A 16,376-nucleotide genomic window follows, 5' to 3' on the forward strand; every position below is an offset into this window, starting at 1 on the left:
CCACTTGAGGCGCAAGCCCTATTCAGTGAGACGAAAGACCGGCATCCGCCCGATGGACACCAAACGCATTATTGCGGCCACACTTCTCTCGGCCCTTATCCTGATCGGTTTCGACTATTTCATGCCGAAGCCCCATCAGGACGATCCCCATCCCGTCACGCATGCGCCTGCAGCGCAGGTTCAGAACAGCGCGCCGACACCGGCTGCGCCATCTGCCGAAGCTGCTGCTGAAACGCAGGCGACTGCGCGGCGCATTCCGGTGGCAGGGCCGGACGTGCAGGGCTCCCTTAACCTGAAGGGCGCGGTGCTGGATGACCTGATTCTCACGAAATATCGCGAGACCCTGGCCAAGGACAGCCCGCTGGTGCGGCTGCTGGACAAGGCGGGAAGTGCGCATCCCACGTTCGTCGTGATCGGCTGGACGAATGCTCCGGGCTCCAATGCCCGTCTGCCGGACCTGAATACGGTCTGGGAGAGCTCCGACGAGACGCTGACGCCGGACCATCCGGTGACGCTGCACTGGGATAACGGGCAGGGGCTGGTGTTCTCCATCCAGATTGGCCTGGACGAGCACTACATGTTTGCCGTGAGCCAGACGGTCGAGAACCATTCGGGTCAGCCGGTGGCTTTGGTGCCGTTCGAGCGCGTGCAGCGGGACTATGATGCACCGGAAGGGGCTTTCACGGCGCATGAAGGTCCGATCGCCGTCATTGGTGGCCGGATGCAGGATGAAAGCTACAAGAACCTGCGAAAGGGTGCTGACCATCCGGATCACGTGTCCTGGTCGTCCACGGGTACGAATGGCTGGGATGGCATCAGCGACAAGTTCTGGCTGACGGCCGTGGCCCCTGCGGATGGCACGCCGGTTGCGGCGAGCTTCGCTTACGTTCCCGGAGCGCCGGGGTCGTATCAGGTGGGCATGTCCACCCAGAACGCCCAGCAGATCATGCCGAACGGTTCCATCACTGAGAAGAGCCATGTCTTTGCGGGTGCGAAGGTTGTCAGTCTGTTGCAGGGCTATAGCAAACAGCTCGGGATCCCTGATCTGGACAAGGCGATCGACTTCGGGTGGTTCAGCTTCCTGACCCGTCCGCTGCTGACGCTGCTGCACTGGCTGTATCTGCATCTGGGTAATTTTGGCCTCGCGCTGATGGCGCTGACGCTGATCGTCAAGATCATTCTCTTCCCGCTGGCCTCCAAGGCTGCCCAGTCCTCGGCGCGGATGCGTCTGCTGGCACCGAAGGTCAAGGAGATCCGGGAGAAGAACAAGGACGATCCGATGGCCATGAACCAGAAGGTCATGGCGCTGTATCGTGAAGAGAAAGTGAGTCCGGCGAGCGGCTGTCTGCCGATGCTGATCCAGGCGCCGATATTCTTCTGTCTGTACAAGATCCTGAACATCAGCATCGATGCGCGTCATGCGCCGTTCTTTGGCTGGATCCATGATCTGTCGATGCCGGACCCGACGAACGTGTTCAATCTGTTCGGGCTTCTGCCGTTCGATCCGACGCATTACTCCTCGTTCCTGCATGTCAGCATCTGGGGTACGGCACTGGGTTTGACGTTCTGGCTGCTGCAACGCCAGACCAGTTCGACGGCGAGCCTTGATCCGGCGCAGGCACGGATGATGCAGTTCATGCCGCTGGTCTATGTGTTCTTCATGTCCGGCTTCCCGGCCAGTCTTCTGGTTTATTACACCTGGAACAACCTGCTGACGGTCGCACAGCAGGTGTTCATCCAGCGCCGGACGGGCCTGCCCGTTCCGGTGTCGCGGACCTGAGATCTGGCAGAGGCATGATGAAAGAAATTCCGGGGCCGCCGACCGAGGCCCAGATCGAGGACGGGCGGCTTCTGTTCGCGGGAGAATGTGAGTTCTTCTTCGGCTCGCAGAAGATCGACCAGCTTCCGCCTGTCGGCCGGCCGGAAGTGGCGTTTGCCGGCCGGTCCAATGTTGGTAAATCGAGCATCATCAATGCGCTGACGGGGCGTCGTGCGCTGGCGCGGGCATCGTCCGAGCCGGGCCGGACCAAGCAGCTCAACTTCTTCAATCTGGCTGACCGGCTGTCTCTCGTGGACATGCCAGGTTACGGGTTCGCCAAGGCGGCGAAGTCGGTCAAGGAAGACTGGCAGGACATGATGTTCTCCTATCTTCGTGGCCGGACGACGCTGGAGCGGGTTATCCTGCTTCTGGATGCGCGGATTGAGCTCAAGGCTTCGGACAAGGATGTCATGGAACTGCTGGATCGTGCGGCGGTGGTGTTCCAGATCGTGCTGACCAAGTGCGATCAGGTGAAGCCGAAGGCGCTTGCGGCAAAGATTGCCGAAGTCGAGGCACTGGCGCTCAAGCACGCCGCCGCCTATCCGCGCATCATTGCCACCAGCAGCGAGACCGGTTTCGGGATTGAGGATCTGCGGGCTGAAATTGCCCGTTTTGCCGTGCCACTCCAGACGTCAGGGGAAGGACAGTCCGGATCATGACCAGTAAGACCCCCATTGAAAACCGCAGCCGGACGCACAGCGACAAGCTGCCGGACGTGGCGCCTATCGTGAATGCAGAGGAAGCGCAGCAGCAGGCTGCCATCCTGTCCAGCGCACTGCCGTTCCTGCGGCGCTATGCCGGGGACACGATTGTCGTCAAATATGGCGGTCACGCCATGGGCGAGGGCAAGCTGGCCCATGCGTTCGGCTATGACATTTCCCTGCTCAAACTGGTCGGAATCAATCCGATCGTTGTGCATGGTGGCGGACCGCAAATCAGCGCGATGCTGGACCGCCTGAAGATCCGTTCGGAGTTCGTCGACGGACTGCGGGTGACGGACAAGTCGATGGTCGATGTGATCGAGATGGTCCTGTCGGGCAGCGTCAACAAGCAGGTGGCGCAGTTGATCAACCGGGCCGGAGCACTGGCGGTCGGAATTTCCGGCAAGGATGGCGGCCTGATCCAGGCACGCCGTCTGACGCGCACCAGGCGTGATCCGGATAGTGAGATCGAGAAGGTCATCGATCTTGGATTTGTCGGACAGCCGGAAAAGATCGATCCGCGGGTGCTGTATGCGCTGCTCGGTGCGGGACTGATCCCCGTGATCGCCCCTGTGGGTGTCGGCGAGGACGGCGAGACCTACAACATCAACGCTGACACTGCGGCAGGCGCGATTGCCGGTGCAGTGCATGCCTCGCGCCTGCTGATGCTGACGGATGTTCCAGGTGTGCTCGACGAGAACGGCAAGCTCATTGAAGAGCTGAGCGCGGAAGAAGCCATGCGCCGGATTGCAGATGGGTCGATTTCGGGTGGTATGATCCCCAAAGTCGAGACTTGTCTTGAAGCCGTCCGCAAGGGCGCGAAAGCCGCCGTCATTCTGGACGGGCGTGTGCCGCATAGCTGCCTGCTGGAGCTGTTCACACGGGCCGGACCGGGGACGCTTATCAAAGCGTAAACGACTGGCAGCAGGACTGGACCGGGATTATGGCGCTTCGTGTGAGAAGCGCCATTTCCTGTTTTCGGCCACTCCTTCCTGAAGGGCCTGCATGCCACGTTCGAGCAGGCTCTCGGGGTTTTCCTCGGCATTGGCTTCGCGAGAGACAAGCCCCAGCTGAAGCGGCAGGTGGACCGGCGGATCGATCAGGATGGGAATGCCATGGGCCGTCATGCGCTCGGCGCGCTCGGCTGCGGCAAAGCGGTCCCCGCCATCCATCCAGAGCCCGAACGTGTTGTTGCTGATCCGGCCGATGGCATCTGTCGGACGAATGGCTTTTCGTAGAAGGGCCACGCACTGACGCAGAGCTTCCTCGCCAGCCTCGAAGCCCCGGGTCTTTGAAAGCTCTGTCAGGCCAGGCACCCGGGCGATGATCAGGGTTGCGGCCATCGCTTCCTGATCCAGCCGGCGGCTGCGGCGCTCGATTTCCGATTTCAGGCCGTTCCAGTTCAGAAGGTTCGACGCGATGTCGTAGTCGGAATCCGTCAGGATCCGGCGGTGGATGCTGTCCAGTTCCCAGAATCCGGCCAGCAGGGAGCAGACCGTCTCGCAGAGCTGCTGGTCCTGCGCGGACCAGGGCTCGGAGCGCCAGACAACGAGGCAGAGCTGTCTGAGGCTGCGGATATTTTCGCGGCAGATCATGACATGGCTGCCGCCGGTTCTGAACAGCTCCGTGCCAGTCCGGGGCGCGGGCGTCGACAAGACGGACTGGATGTCCGCAGGCAGGGCGGATGATGTGAACAGAAAGGTCTTCGGAGCCGAGGTGTCCAGCAATGCGCCTTCTGCGGCAAGGGGAGCGAGCAGGGTGTCCATTGCCGCTGCAGACGCCAGCCTGGGAACGATGGCCTTGCGGAGTGCGGTGGTGATGGCGGCAAGGATTGTGATCCCCGCGGTGTCGGAATGCCCACTGGTGGCATGGGCGGGGTCGGGCCGGGGAGCAGAATCTTTTTCGGCCGGGGGCGACATGACGGCGGTGGTTCCGGGCAGCGTCTGTGAGAGCGCCTTGAGGGTGCCGCGTGTTCCGGTACTCCGGCCTTCGCTGTCCTGAAAAGGGCAGGAGGAGAGGATGAGGGTCAGAGGCTCGCCCTGCGGGCTCGTAATCTGGACAGGCGTGCCGGCATGGGGCTGAAGGACGTTCACGGTGTCGCACAGCGCGCTGAACGGGCGGCCGATCAGGGGCGTCGTGGGCTGTCCAAGCCATGTTTCGGGGGAAATCAGGATGATTCGGCCCCGGCTGTCGGTCTCGAAGACCAGATCCACCGCCTGATAGAGCAGGGAGCGCCAGCGTTCACGGCTTTCGAGAGTTGACGCCAGCATGTTCCGCAGGTTCTGCGGGGTCCTGTCCGGGGATGGATTGTTCATGAACTGGGAGAACAAGGAACGCATATCAGGCAAGGGTGACATATCCCGCAGAGAGCTCTCGGTCGGGCCAGTCAGTCAAAGCCCCCGGTTTTCATAAGCGTGATTGGTTAAGAAGTCATTAACTATGCCGGAGCACGGGCAGAGGGGCCGTCAGGAGTAAAGATCCGTTGACAGGAAACCCCCGGAACCGCATGGTCCGGCGGATTTCTGCTTCTTTTTTACCGGACCGACCTGATGCCGAATGCACCCCTTCGTACCGCCATTGAAGCTCTGTGGGAGCGTCGTGCGACGCTCAGCGCCCGTACGGAAGGCGAAGACCGCGATGTCGTGGAAAAAGTCCTGTCTGCGCTGGACGCCGGGACGCTGCGTGTCGCCGAGCCGTTCGCAGATGGCTGGACTGTTCATGAATGGCTGAAGAAGGCGGTTCTGCTGTCGTTCCGTCTGAATGACAGCCGGGTCATGGAACGCGGTTGCGGTGGTGAGCCGGCATTCGACAAGGTTCCGCTGAAGTTCGATGGCTGGGACCAGTTCCGCTTTGCCGAGGCCGGTTTCCGTGCGGTTCCGGGTGCGATTGTGCGTCGCTCGGCGTTCATTGCGCCGAATGTGGTGCTGATGCCGAGTTTCGTGAATGTCGGCGCGCGCGTCGACAGCGGCACGATGATCGATACCTGGGCGACGGTCGGGTCCTGCGCCCAGATTGGCAAGAACTGCCATATCAGCGGTGGTGCGGGCATTGGTGGCGTTCTGGAGCCGCTGCAGGCTGCTCCGGTCATCATTGAAGACGACTGCTTCATCGGTGCACGTTCGGAAGTGGCCGAGGGCGTGATCGTCGAGAAGGGTTCTGTCCTGTCGATGGGCGTGTTCCTGGGCGCCTCCACCAAGATCGTGGACCGTGCAACGGGCGAGATCTTCATGGGCCGTGTTCCGGCCTATTCTGTCGTCGTGCCGGGCACGCTGCCGCCGAAGGAGCCGGGGCTGCCGTCGCTGGCCTGTGCGGTGATCGTCAAGCGTGTGGACGAGCGCACGCGCTCCAAGACCTCCATCAACGATCTCCTGCGCGACTGATTCCGTGACGGAGTCAACCTTTCCGACAGATCCCGTGGCGCTGGCCCGGGACCTGCTGCGCTGCCAGTCGGTCACGCCGGCCGACGGAGGGGCTCAGGCGCTTCTGGCTGGTGTGCTGGAAGGGATGGGGTTCGAGACGTTCCATCTGCCTTTCGGGCCTGCTGACGCGCCGACGCCCAATCTTTATGCCCGGCTGGGGAAAGGGCATCCTGCGCTCTGCTTTGCAGGGCATACGGATGTCGTGCCGCCGGGCGAAGGCTGGGCGCATGATCCTTTTGCGGCGGTCATTGAAGGTGACCGGCTTTATGGACGCGGGATTGCGGACATGAAGGGCGGGGTAGCCTGTTTTGTGGCGGCCGTTGCGCGGCGTCTGGAGCAGGGACCCCTCAAGGGTTCCGTCTCGCTGCTGATTACGGGAGACGAGGAAGGTCCGGCCCATTTCGGGACGAAGCCGGTCATTGAATGGCTGGCGGAGCGGGGTGAACTGCCGGATTTCTGCGTTCTGGGTGAGCCTACCAACCCTCAGGCTCTGGGTGATGTCATTAAGATCGGTCGTCGTGGCAGCATGAATGCTGTCGTGACCGTGCGGGGGACGCAGGGGCATGTGGCCTATCCGCATCTGGCGGATAATCCGGTCCATCGTCTTCTGGCCGTGTTTTCCGAACTGACGGCACGGGAGCTGGATGCGGGGAGCGAGTGGTTCGATCCGTCGTCCCTTCAGGTCACGAGCATCGATGTCGGAAATGGGGCGACCAATATCATTCCGGGAAGCGCTGTCGGCCGGCTGAATATCCGGTTCAATGATCTGCATACTGGTGCCGCTCTGACGGCGTGGATCGAGGACGTGGTGCAGCGTCACGCCCCCCACGCGGACGTGCAGGTGTCCATCAGCGGAGAAGCATTCCTGACGCAGCCGGGGGATGCGGTAACGTGTCTGTCCGAGGCCGTACGCGGTGTCACGGGACGGACGCCCCGGCTCGATACCGGCGGCGGGACGTCGGATGCGCGCTTTATTTCGCAATACTGCGAGGTGGCGGAGTTCGGGCTTGTCGGCGCGACCATGCACAAGCGTGACGAAAACGTGGAGCTTGGGACGCTGGAGGATCTGACACGGATTTATCTCGCGTTCATGGAAGGATATGGACTGTGAGTTCCGGACGGCCGGGTCCGTTCCCTCCCACCGGGAACATGGCCATTCCGCTGGGCGTGTGGCTGCTGGGGCGGGGGCGGTCCGAAGGAATCAACTGTTTCGCCCCCGGAGCAGGAGCCCTGTTCGCGGCTCTGGCACCGACGGTTGCGCTGGCGGTCATTGGTGTGTGGATGGCGTTCATGCTGCCGCCTGCCGAACGGATCATGGGGCTGGTGCGGGCTGTGGTACCGCTGGTCTGCACACTGTTGCAGCTGGTGGTGTCGGAGCTTTATGCAGGCGTCCTGAGCCGCAAGGGGCTGTGGACGCGTTATGCCACGGCATCGCTCTGGTGCGGGTGGCTGCCACTGGCCATGCTGATCATGGCCCAGGGCGTGCTGCATCTCGTGCTGCCGGGGGCTGCGGCGTCCAGTCAGGCGCTGGGCGGCCTCGCTTTCGGGGCGCAGCTCTATACGCTGTGGCTGACCTGGTATGTGACGAAGGTCGGGCTTGTAACGACCGGCTGGCAGGCTTTTGTCATGACCGTCCTGCAGACCCTGCCGGTAGCAGTGCTGCTTTGGGGCCTGTGGCTGCTGCCGCCGCATTACAATGCGGTCGTGGATCTGCTCGGACTGTCGTCCTAGGAGCGGGTGAAGGGATCGTCGGGATAGCCGACATCCATCAGGCAGAGCCCCTCGGGCGGGGCTGTCTGCCCGGCCGCGCAGCGGTCTTTTGCTTCCAGAATTTCGATTATCTTTTCGACCGGCCACTGGCGTGAGCCGATCATCATCAGGGTGCCGGCCATGTTGCGGACCTGATGGTGCAGGAAGGAGCGCGCCTTCGTGTCGATCATGACCAGTTCGCCATCACGATGGATGTTCAGGACGTCCAGCGTGCGGATGGGGCTTCTGGCCTGACAGGCGACGGCGCGGAAGGATGTGAAGTCATGTGGGCCGAGAAGATGGTTTGCGGCCTGCTGCATGAGGTCCACGTCCAGCGGGCGCTTGATGTGCCAGACACGGTTTTCCATCAGGCCCGGGCGGGCGGGCCGGTTGAGAATGGTGTAGCGGTAGCTGCGCCATGTCGCGGAGAAACGCGCGTTCCATTCCGGGCCGACTTTCGCGGTTTCCAGCACCACGACGCGATGAGGCTTGAGATGGTAGCCCATGCCGTCACGGATCTGCCGGGCGTCGATCGGGGCGTCATCCGGGAAATCAAGATGGATGACCATGCCTGCCGCATGCACGCCCGCATCCGTGCGTCCGGCGGTGATGCTGGGGACCGGGCGGTTGCGAACCAGTTTTGAGGCAGCGGCTTCGATCAGACCCTGAATGGACGTGCCGTCGTTCTGCTTTTGCCAGCCGAGATAGCCGGTGCCGTCATATTCGATGCGCAGGGCCCAGCGGTTCAGGCCCGTGGGCTCAATGGCGGGTTCAGCGATAGGCTTTGCAGCCTGCGTGTCAGACAAGGCGGGTGCCTTTCGGCACGGGCTGGCCGCGCAGGAAGTCGGAAGCGGACATCATGCTGCGGCCGGGTTTCTGCAGGCGATCGATGCGCAGAGCACCGGTGCCGCAGGCAATGGTCAGGCTGTCATCGAGCGTGGTGCCGGAGGCAGCGCTATGGCTTTCGGCAGGGAGCGGGGTGGCTGCACCGATCTTGAGGACGATCTCGTCGAGTGTTGTGAAGGCGCCGGGCCAGGGCGTCAGGCCGCGGATCTGTCGGTCGATCCCGGCGGCTGTGCGGGTCCAATCGATGCGGCCATGATCGCGGGTCAGGCGCTCGGCGTAGGTGACGCCGTCTTCAGGCTGCGGCACGGGTGTAGGCTGTTCGGCCAGCGCACGGATGACCAGACGGCCACCGATTTCGGACAGGCGGTCGTGCAGCGTGCTGGCGGTGTCGGTCGGGCTGATGGGGGTGGCCTCTTCGAGCAGAACCGCGCCGGTGTCGAGGCCTTCATCCATCTGCATAATGGAAACGCCGCTCTGGGTGTCTCCAGCGACGATGGCGGACTGGATGGGCGACGCGCCACGCCAGCGAGGCAGGAGGCTCGCATGGATGTTCAGGCAGCCCAGACGCGGAGCGTCCAGCATCGCTTTTGGCAGAATGAGGCCATAGGCGGCGACTACGGCGGCATCGGCATTCAGGGCGGCGAAGGCTTCATGTTCGGCCGTATCGCGGCGGACGCGCGCAGGGGTGCGGACCTCAATCCCTGCGGCTTCGGCGGCCTCATGAACCGGCGAGCGGCGGAGCGCCTTGCCGCGTCCCGCCGGGCGGGGAGGCTGCGTGTAGACCGCGACCACCTCGTGACCGGCGTCGAGCAGGGCGTGCAGCGCCGGGACCGAGAAGTCCGGCGTTCCCATGAAGATCAGCCGCATCAGGAATCAGCGCCTTCCGAGCTTCTGCTCTTTGGCGAGGCGGCGCATGATCATGTTGCGCTTGAGCGTCGAGAGGTGATCGACGAACAGGATGCCGTCGAGATGGTCCATCTCGTGCTGGATGCAGGTGGCGAGCAGGCCGGAGGCATCGCGCTCGATCGTCTCACCCGCGAGATTGCGGTAGCGCACACGGATCGATTCGGGGCGGACGACTTCGGCATACTGGTTCGGCAGGGAGAGGCAGCCTTCCTCGCGGGCGGCGAGCTGATCGGAATCAGAAATGATTTCCGGGTTGATCAGCAGCATGGGTTCACGCGGTGCGTCTTCCTCGGCCACGTCCACCAGGGCGAAACGCATGCCAAGCCCAACCTGCGGGGCGGCGAGGCCGATGCCCGGAGCCTTGTACATGGCGGAAAACATGCCCGGAAGCTGTTCGCGGATGAAGGCAATGTCCTCGGGGCGCACGTCGCGGGTGACCTCCCGCAGCACCGGCTGGGGGGCGATCAGGATCGGGGTGGGCGGCACCGCGTCGATGCCGGACAGGAAATCGAATTCGCTCATGTCCTGCGATGTAGCGAGCGCGGGCGCCAAATGCCAGTGTAAGATCGGGTTTGAGTGCAGGTTTTGCGTTGCCTCCTGTAAGGGCAGAGCTTGCATCCGCTGAGGTAGACACCATATCGTAGGGTCAGCCGGTTGCCGCATGCTGGGACCGGTCCTGTTTATGTCTCGCTCATGGAGGAGGCTTTAGCCCTATGTCCGGTCGCCTGTTCACGTCCCCGATGTTCCTCGGTTTCGATCACCTCGAGCAGATGCTTGAGCGTGCTGCCAAATCGACGTCCGATGGGTATCCCCCCTACAATATCGAGCAGCTCAGCTCCACGGCCCTGCGTATTACGCTGGCTGTGGCGGGTTTTGTCATGGACGATCTGCAGATCACGCAGGAAGACAACCAGCTCGTGATCCGCGGACGTCAGGCTGATGACAGCCAGGGGCGCATTTTCCTGCATCGCGGGATTGCCGCGCGGCAGTTCCATAAGGCTTTCGTGCTGGCGGAAGGCATCGAAATCGGTGGGGCGTGGCTTGATAATGGGCTGCTGCATATCGATCTCCTGCGTCCGGAGCCGGAAGTGCGCGTCAAGCGGATTGCGATTTCGCAGGGGCGGCGCAGCACGGCACCAGGGCCGGCAGTGCATCATGAAGTAGTGCCTCCCGTCGTGAAGGCACGGCGGACGACGCGTCCGGCGCGAGATATCGACGACGAATAAGACCGGTCGCGCGGTTGCATTTTTTTTACAGACTGAACTCAAGGCCGGGCGGGATTCCGCCGTGGCTCCAGAAGGAACCTGACTTGAACAATCCCTTCGAAAACGGTGATCGTTCGGATGACAAACTCCCCGCGGATCTGCGGCGCATCACGGGGCCGCAGCTCCTGACGCTGGGCATGTCCCACCTCGCCTATGTCAAATCCGTCATGCATGACGGGGAACTGGTCGTGGCCATTCATGCTGCCGACGGCACGCCCATGGCGGTCGCGGAAGACGAGGAAAGCGCGCTTGATGCGATCCTCGAGCATGAGATGATCCCGACCCTGCTTCAGTAATCCCAGCCAGAAGGTCCGCACCCGTGAGCAAGAACGCCGATATTTCCCGTCACCTCGAAGAAGAGCGCCTTGCGGGCGTAGTGGTCCATAACGGGCTGGCCTATCTGGCCGGTCAGGTTGCAGATGACGCCAGCCTCGATACGGAAGGGCAGACGGTCGACATCCTGAGCCAGATCGATGCGCTTCTGGCCTCGCTGGGCACGGATAAGAGCCGGATCCTGTCAGTTCAGATCTTCCTGACGGATATCGGTGAGATTGTTGCGATGAACCGTGCCTGGGACGCCTGGCTGGATACGGCGCACAAGCCAGCGCGGGCGACGGTCGAGGCGAAGCTGGCTGTGCCGGAGTGGCGTGTCGAGATGACGGCGATTGCTGCGCTGAAATAGGTTTTGTTTCTGGATTTTCCGGGATGAAAAGGCTGCCTTTCTGCTTTGGGTAAGGTGGCCTTTTTTAAACTGTCGGAAGAACTGCTGCCTCTTTGGGCCAGCGACGATGCAGCCACAGCCATGCCCCCGGGCGCTCGCGGATCCAGCGTTCGAGCGTTTCGTTCATAGCGATACAGATTGACCTGATATCCGCATGACGATCTCCAGTGCGGTCCGTCTGAAGTGGTGCTTCACACACCATCCGAAACCGTCCTTCTCCCAAGCGCACAATATATACGGGTATGATGGGAAGATTGAAACGTAAGGCCAGTTGCGCCACAGCGGGTGCTGTCATGGCATCCCGTCCGAAAAACGGAATGGCGAGCCCGTCATTCATTTTCTGATCCACCAGAAAACCAAGTGAGCCACCGCTCTGAAGATGGGCCAGTGCCTGTCGGGCACCCTTCGGGCCTTTGGGAAACATAATCCCTGTCGCGCCAAGAGCTTTCTGCCGCATGCTCTGCGTCACAAGATCAATAACCGGATTGGAAGATGCCCGATAGAAGCCTGCGACAGGCATGCCCAGACTGGTTGCTATGGGAAGAATAAGCTCCCAGTTTCCCAGGTGTCCTGAGAAGAACAAAGCCTGTGATCCGTTCGCTTTCAGGGCATCGATATGCTCTTCCCCTGTAATTTCCCAACCTGGGCCAATGTCCGTACGGGTAAAGGACGAGAGATAGGGCAGTTCTGCCACGTTCTGCCCCAGATTGGTCCACACATCCCGAATGATCTGCTGTCGTTCTGCCAGGGGCAGTTCAGGGAGCGCAAGATGGAGGTTCCGGTCCGCAATCCGGGTTGCACGGAGCCGCATCCCTATCTTCCGCATCAGCCAGCCACCAGCCGTTGAAGCATATCGCGGGCTGACGTTGCGTAGCAGGCTAATCACGCTCGAAAGCGCTACCGATTGCACGTGACGGGAAAGACGGCACAGGATGGGTGTGATTGGAGCCATGCGACGATAGTCGCGACAAAAACAATATAATCAAATATTGTTTTGTATCCAATTACCACTTTAATTTCTTAATTTATAATATTGTTGTGAATTATTAAAATTAGAAAACATATTTTTTCCATAATTATTATTTTGTTATTTATGTACAGATGGATATCAGGCGGGTCTAGTATGTTGCGGAGTATTTTTTGGGGGCGAGGAAAAATAATAAAGTATAGTAATATGAAATGTCTATTTTTGGACAAACAACAATAAATTTTCATATTAAAAATATACAAAGAATTTTAATTAGTTATCTATTTTATTTATATATATTAGTGGATGGAGAATGCGGTGTGACATCCGGACACATATTATGAAGGGATTAGGGGCCTTTCTGCAAAAGGCAGGTAAATTTTGTAGGCCCCCTTGTTGCGCAGGGTATCAATCCTGAAGCTCGGACTGGATTTTCTTGATTTCGGCTTTCAGGGCGTGGACGCGTTCGGGATCTGATTTCTCAGCACGAGCGAGGTCGCGTTCAACTTCCTTCAGGCGGTGTTCGAGTTTCTGCTGGGGAGGGAGTTCGTGGGAATGGCCGGTCATGGTCTTACTTTCTGGTCAGGATCTGGGTAGCAAGGGCGGTGATGTCGGCGCTTTCGACGCCTTCGGGATTGCGAAGGGCGCGTTTGGCGATTTCCTTCTGTTCCTCAGTTGCGCCTTCGGCACCCTTGAGAACGAACTGAGCCAGTTCTTCGACTTCGCTTTTCGTCAGCAGCTTAGGCTGACGGTGCGCCTTTTCGGCAAGGTGATGCAGGCCTGAGGATTCGTGGGGGAGGGGATCGTTGGACATGGGAAATATTCCTGTCAATTCAGCATCCGTAGGGGAGGCCGTCTGTCTCTTAAACATGGTTTGACATGAATGGTTTTCAATAGAGATATCGAAAATTGCTCTGTCGCGAACCGTATTGGTCAGGGGAAGAACTGTTCCGGTTTCTCAGGATATGCGGCGCAGTCTTTTGCGTTGACTGGATTTTGCGATGCCAAGACCTTCGCGATATTTGGCGACGGTACGGCGCTGGATGGAAAATCCTTCCTTTTGCAGCAGGCCTGTCAGGGCGTCGTCGGAAAGGACGTTGTCGCCCTCGGCGGCCACCAGGGCTTGGAGGCGGTGCTGGATGGCATGGGCGCTCTGGGTCGTGCCGTCTTCGGATGTGAGTGCTGTCGAGAAGAACAGTTTGAGGGGGACGGTGCCGCGGGGCGTGTCGATATATTTACTGCTGACGATGCGGCTGATGGTGCTTTCGTGCAGTTCCGTGCGTTCGGCGATTTCACGCATGGTCAGGGGGCGTAGCGCGGTGGAGCCGTCACGTAAGAAAGCAGCCTGATGCTGGACGATGGCCCGACCGACAGTCAGGAGCGACAGTTTGCGACTGTGCAGCGCGCGGATAAGGGCTGTCGCTTCGCCTGCGTAGGCCAGCAGCATCCTGCCCGCTTCCGTATGGCCATCGATCTGTGCGCGCAGTGTATCGTCAAGTCGGACTGTTGGTAGCAGACGCGTGTTGAGGGTCAGGCGAAATCCGGTGCCGTTGGGGCGTACGATCAAATCCGGTTCAATAGGCGCAGCCGGGGACGGCAGGCTGAGGCCAGGGCGCGGATCGAGGGCCTGAATCTCGGCCAGCATGTCCAGCAGGTCATCCTGATCGAGAGCGCATTTTTCACGCAGTCTGCGCCAGTCCCGTCGGGCGAGCAGATCCAGATTGTCGAGCAGAGTCTGCATTGCAGGATCGAGGCGATTGCGGGCTCGAAGCTGGGCGGCCAGACACTCTTCGAGTGAGCGGGCGAAGAGACCTGCGGGTTCGAGATGCATGAGAGTCTGGCGGATTGCTTCGAGGTGCCGCGCATCCATGCCAAGTTCGGCGGCGAGGTCCGTAACGGAAACGGGGAGGCGGCCGGTTTCGTCGAGACTGTCCAGCAGGTGGAAGGCCACGTGCTGGTCGTCCGGGGGAAGAGAAAGGCGGATCTGGAGGATCAGCTCGTCGCGATCGGACGGAGGTGGCGCGGCGGCTTCAGGGCGTTCGGGCGCGGTGGTGAAGCGGTCCGGGTCGTCGTCGTGAAAATCTTCCTGTGCGGGTGGGGATTCGGGGGCTGTGTCGCCGGGCTCCAGAATAAGGAGCGGGTTGGTTTCGCAGACCTGCCGGAGATGCTGGGCGAGATCGGTCTGCGTATATTGCAGCAGGGCAATCGCCTGACGCAGCTGGGGCGTCATGACGAGAGACTGCGACTGACGCTGGATCAGGCCCGGGACAAGCATCCCGGCATGTTACAGCGAGAAATTCTCTCCGAGATAGACCCGGCGGACGTCTTCGTTCGCGACAATGGCTTCGGGCGTGCCTTCCATCAGCACCTGACCGCCATGCATGATATAGGCGCGATCAATGACTTCGAGCGTTTCGCGGACGTTATGGTCCGTAATCAGCACGCCGATGCCACGATCCTTCAGATGCGAGACGAGATCACGGATTTCGCCGACAGCGATCGGGTCAATGCCGGCGAGGGGTTCATCGAGCAGGATGTAGTTCGGCTGGCTGGCGAGCGCGCGGGCGATTTCCAGACGACGACGTTCACCGCCGGAAAGGGCCAGCGAGGGCGAGCGGCGCAGATGGGTGATGCCGAACTCTGCCAGCAGGCCGTTGAGCATCAGGTCGCGTTTTTCCGGGTCGGGCTCGACGACTTCGAGGGCCGCCATGATGTTCTGCTCGACGTTCAGGCCGCGGAAGATACTGGCTTCCTGCGGCAAGTAGCCGACACCGAGGCGGGCGCGGCGATACATCGGCAGCTGCGTGATGTCGGCGCCGTCCAGCGTAATGGTGCCGGTGTCGGGCTGCACGAGGCCGACGATCATATAGAAGCTGGTCGTCTTGCCGGCACCGTTCGGGCCGAGGAGGCCGACGGCTTCGCCGCGCTGGACCTGAAGCGAGACGTTCTTGACGACGGCGCGCTTCTTGTAGGACTTGCCGATGCCGCTTGCGACGAGACCCGTGGGGGGCGGCGAAGAGGGAATGTAGCTGTCTGTCACTTGGGTGCCTGGCTGCTGTTGGCCTCGTTCGGCACGACGAGCCCCTGAATGGGCGAGTCCGTGCCCGGCAGCATGGTTGCAATGCCGGTCTTCATGTTCACGATGGCCTGCGAGCCGTTGTTCTGGTTCTGGCCCTGCGTGACATGGACATGTCCGATCAGACGCGCGATCTGGGTATCGAAAACATAGACGCCGCGGTCGCCGGTAGCGGTCTGGGTCTGGGTACGGAGGACAACGTGCCCCCAGCCGTAGGCGCGATCGAGCTTTGAGGCGCCCCCGCCCATCGGATTGGAGGAATCGGAGGCCTGGGCCGGCTTGGCCGACTGCGGCTGTCCCGGTGCAGGTGCGTCGCTGGGTTTGCTGAAGGAGACCAGAACGTCCGCCTTGACCTGCTTGCCGTCATTGGTTGTTACGGTGGCATCACCGCGCCCGACCGACATGCGCGTTTTCGAGTGATACTCCATCACGTCACGCGCCGTCAGGACGTCCTGCGGGGTCGTCAGCTTGAGATGCTTGCCGGTCATGACCATGACGGCCTGATCCATATCGTACAGGGCATGATCGCCCCAACCCTGATCGGTCTGGTTGTAAATATGGACGTTGCCGCGAGCCTCGATCCGGTACAGCTCAAGAGAGCCTCCCATCGGGTCGCCGCTGTTATCCTTGGCGTTGGCCGGGGGCGGAGGAGGGGCAGGCTGTCCCGGAGGCGGGGTTTTCTTGCGCAGATATCCGATCAGCGTGTCCGCATCGACCGTCACATCTCCACGCACGGCCCGCGCGCCTCCCGTAAGCGTCACGGTCTGGGCGTTGCGGTCATAGATCTCTTCTTGTTTCCAGAAGAGCTGGACGGCTTCGCCGTGGGACATGTCCAGTCCGTCCGCATGCGCCGGGGCTGGGGGAAGGGCGAGCGGCAGGGCGATGAGGCTGTCTCTTATACACATCT

General features: G+C 61.1%; 19 protein-coding genes. 9 read left to right on the forward strand and 10 right to left on the reverse strand.

The annotated features are described in order from the left end of the window. Window positions 1-52 precede the first annotated feature (52 nt). From yidC to argB, 3 genes are read left to right on the forward strand one after another with little or no spacing between them, the layout of a single operon-like run. Window positions 53-1,780: a membrane protein insertase YidC gene (gene yidC, locus KP701_RS08010; RefSeq protein WP_215746727.1), complete on the forward strand. Its 1,728-nt coding sequence runs from the start codon at window positions 53-55 to the stop codon at window positions 1,778-1,780. A 17-nt stretch (window positions 1,781-1,797) separates the two neighbouring features. Continuing rightward, window positions 1,798-2,478, forward strand: a complete 681-nt coding sequence (yihA, locus tag KP701_RS08015) for a ribosome biogenesis GTP-binding protein YihA/YsxC (protein WP_215746728.1) — start codon at window positions 1,798-1,800, stop codon at window positions 2,476-2,478. Continuing rightward, window positions 2,475-3,434 carry an acetylglutamate kinase gene (gene argB / locus KP701_RS08020; protein ID WP_252345483.1) on the forward strand — a complete coding sequence of 320 codons (960 nt, stop codon included), beginning with the start codon at window positions 2,475-2,477 and terminating at the stop codon, window positions 3,432-3,434. The genes yihA and argB overlap by 4 nt, the downstream gene beginning before the upstream one ends. A 27-nt stretch (window positions 3,435-3,461) precedes the next feature. On the opposite strand, the gene KP701_RS08025 is transcribed toward argB, so the two are convergent. Continuing rightward, window positions 3,462-4,790, reverse strand: a complete 1,329-nt coding sequence (locus KP701_RS08025; RefSeq protein ID WP_252345484.1) for a diguanylate cyclase domain-containing protein — start codon at window positions 4,788-4,790, stop codon at window positions 3,462-3,464. Between the two features lie 279 nt (window positions 4,791-5,069). On the opposite strand from KP701_RS08025, the gene dapD reads away from it, so the two are divergent. Genes dapD through KP701_RS08040 form a run of 3 tightly spaced genes read left to right on the forward strand, consistent with a single transcriptional unit; the run spans window position 5,070 to window position 7,670 of the window. Then, window positions 5,070-5,900 carry a 2,3,4,5-tetrahydropyridine-2,6-dicarboxylate N-succinyltransferase gene (gene dapD, locus KP701_RS08030; RefSeq protein WP_215746685.1) on the forward strand — a complete coding sequence of 277 codons (831 nt, stop codon included), beginning with the start codon at window positions 5,070-5,072 and terminating at the stop codon, window positions 5,898-5,900. A 4-nt stretch (window positions 5,901-5,904) separates the two neighbouring features. Further along, the gene (gene dapE / locus KP701_RS08035) at window positions 5,905-7,050 is read left to right on the forward strand and encodes a succinyl-diaminopimelate desuccinylase (RefSeq protein WP_215746687.1); all 1,146 of its coding nucleotides are present in this window, start codon (window positions 5,905-5,907) and stop codon (window positions 7,048-7,050) included. Next, a complete protein-coding gene (locus tag KP701_RS08040; protein ID WP_371818919.1) occupies window positions 7,047-7,670 on the forward strand; it encodes a hypothetical protein in 624 nt (207 codons plus the stop codon). Before dapE ends, KP701_RS08040 begins: the two co-directional genes overlap by 4 nt. Here the strand turns inward: KP701_RS08040 and truA are convergent. From truA to def, 3 genes are read right to left on the reverse strand one after another with little or no spacing between them, the layout of a single operon-like run. Continuing rightward, window positions 7,667-8,467 (reverse strand): tRNA pseudouridine(38-40) synthase TruA, encoded by an 801-nt coding sequence (gene truA / locus KP701_RS08045; RefSeq protein ID WP_371818923.1) that lies wholly within the window; start codon window positions 8,465-8,467, stop codon window positions 7,667-7,669. The two genes, KP701_RS08040 and truA, sit on opposite strands and share 4 nt — an antisense overlap. A 19-nt stretch (window positions 8,468-8,486) precedes the next feature. After that, on the reverse strand, window positions 8,487-9,401 hold the full coding sequence (gene fmt / locus KP701_RS08050) for a methionyl-tRNA formyltransferase (RefSeq protein WP_215746691.1): 915 nt from the start codon (window positions 9,399-9,401) through the stop codon (window positions 8,487-8,489). Window positions 9,402-9,407: 6 nt separating this feature from the next. After that, the gene (gene def, locus KP701_RS08055) at window positions 9,408-9,962 is read right to left on the reverse strand and encodes a peptide deformylase (RefSeq protein WP_141349918.1); all 555 of its coding nucleotides are present in this window, start codon (window positions 9,960-9,962) and stop codon (window positions 9,408-9,410) included. A gap of 191 nt (window positions 9,963-10,153) precedes the next feature. On the opposite strand from def, the gene KP701_RS08060 reads away from it, so the two are divergent. The 3 genes from KP701_RS08060 to KP701_RS08070 all read left to right on the forward strand — a co-directional run bounded on the left by KP701_RS08060 (window position 10,154) and on the right by KP701_RS08070 (window position 11,387). Then, window positions 10,154-10,666, forward strand: coding sequence for an Hsp20 family protein (locus tag KP701_RS08060; RefSeq protein WP_215746693.1), 513 nt, complete (start codon window positions 10,154-10,156; stop codon window positions 10,664-10,666). Between the two features lie 83 nt (window positions 10,667-10,749). Continuing rightward, entirely contained in the window at window positions 10,750-11,001 is a 252-nt protein-coding gene (locus KP701_RS08065; RefSeq protein ID WP_011253358.1) for a DUF1150 family protein, read from the forward strand. 23 nt (window positions 11,002-11,024) lie between these two features. After that, the gene (locus KP701_RS08070; protein WP_215746694.1) at window positions 11,025-11,387 is read left to right on the forward strand and encodes a RidA family protein; all 363 of its coding nucleotides are present in this window, start codon (window positions 11,025-11,027) and stop codon (window positions 11,385-11,387) included. Window positions 11,388-11,451: 64 nt separating this feature from the next. Here KP701_RS08070 and KP701_RS08075 read toward each other — a convergent pair whose 3' ends face one another. From KP701_RS08075 to KP701_RS08100, 6 genes are all read right to left on the reverse strand, one after another. Continuing rightward, entirely contained in the window at window positions 11,452-12,378 is a 927-nt protein-coding gene (locus KP701_RS08075; RefSeq protein WP_215746696.1) for a lysophospholipid acyltransferase family protein, read from the reverse strand. A gap of 423 nt (window positions 12,379-12,801) precedes the next feature. Then, complete coding sequence (locus KP701_RS08080; protein ID WP_215746698.1) at window positions 12,802-12,960, reverse strand: hypothetical protein; 159 nt, start codon at window positions 12,958-12,960, stop codon at window positions 12,802-12,804. A 4-nt stretch (window positions 12,961-12,964) separates the two neighbouring features. Beyond that, window positions 12,965-13,207, reverse strand: coding sequence for a hypothetical protein (locus KP701_RS08085; RefSeq protein ID WP_215746700.1), 243 nt, complete (start codon window positions 13,205-13,207; stop codon window positions 12,965-12,967). Window positions 13,208-13,351: 144 nt separating this feature from the next. Next, window positions 13,352-14,668, reverse strand: coding sequence for an RNA polymerase factor sigma-54 (gene rpoN / locus KP701_RS08090; RefSeq protein ID WP_215746702.1), 1,317 nt, complete (start codon window positions 14,666-14,668; stop codon window positions 13,352-13,354). Window positions 14,669-14,677: 9 nt separating this feature from the next. Beyond that, complete coding sequence (gene lptB, locus KP701_RS08095) at window positions 14,678-15,433, reverse strand: LPS export ABC transporter ATP-binding protein (protein WP_011253363.1); 756 nt, start codon at window positions 15,431-15,433, stop codon at window positions 14,678-14,680. Next, a complete protein-coding gene (locus tag KP701_RS08100) occupies window positions 15,430-16,374 on the reverse strand; it encodes an LptA/OstA family protein (protein ID WP_215746704.1) in 945 nt (314 codons plus the stop codon). The genes lptB and KP701_RS08100 overlap by 4 nt, the downstream gene beginning before the upstream one ends. Window positions 16,375-16,376 lie beyond the last annotated feature (2 nt).

Origin of the sequence: Gluconobacter sp. P1C6_b, assembly GCF_018811945.1 — a bacterium.
GTDB lineage: Bacteria > Pseudomonadota > Alphaproteobacteria > Acetobacterales > Acetobacteraceae > Gluconobacter.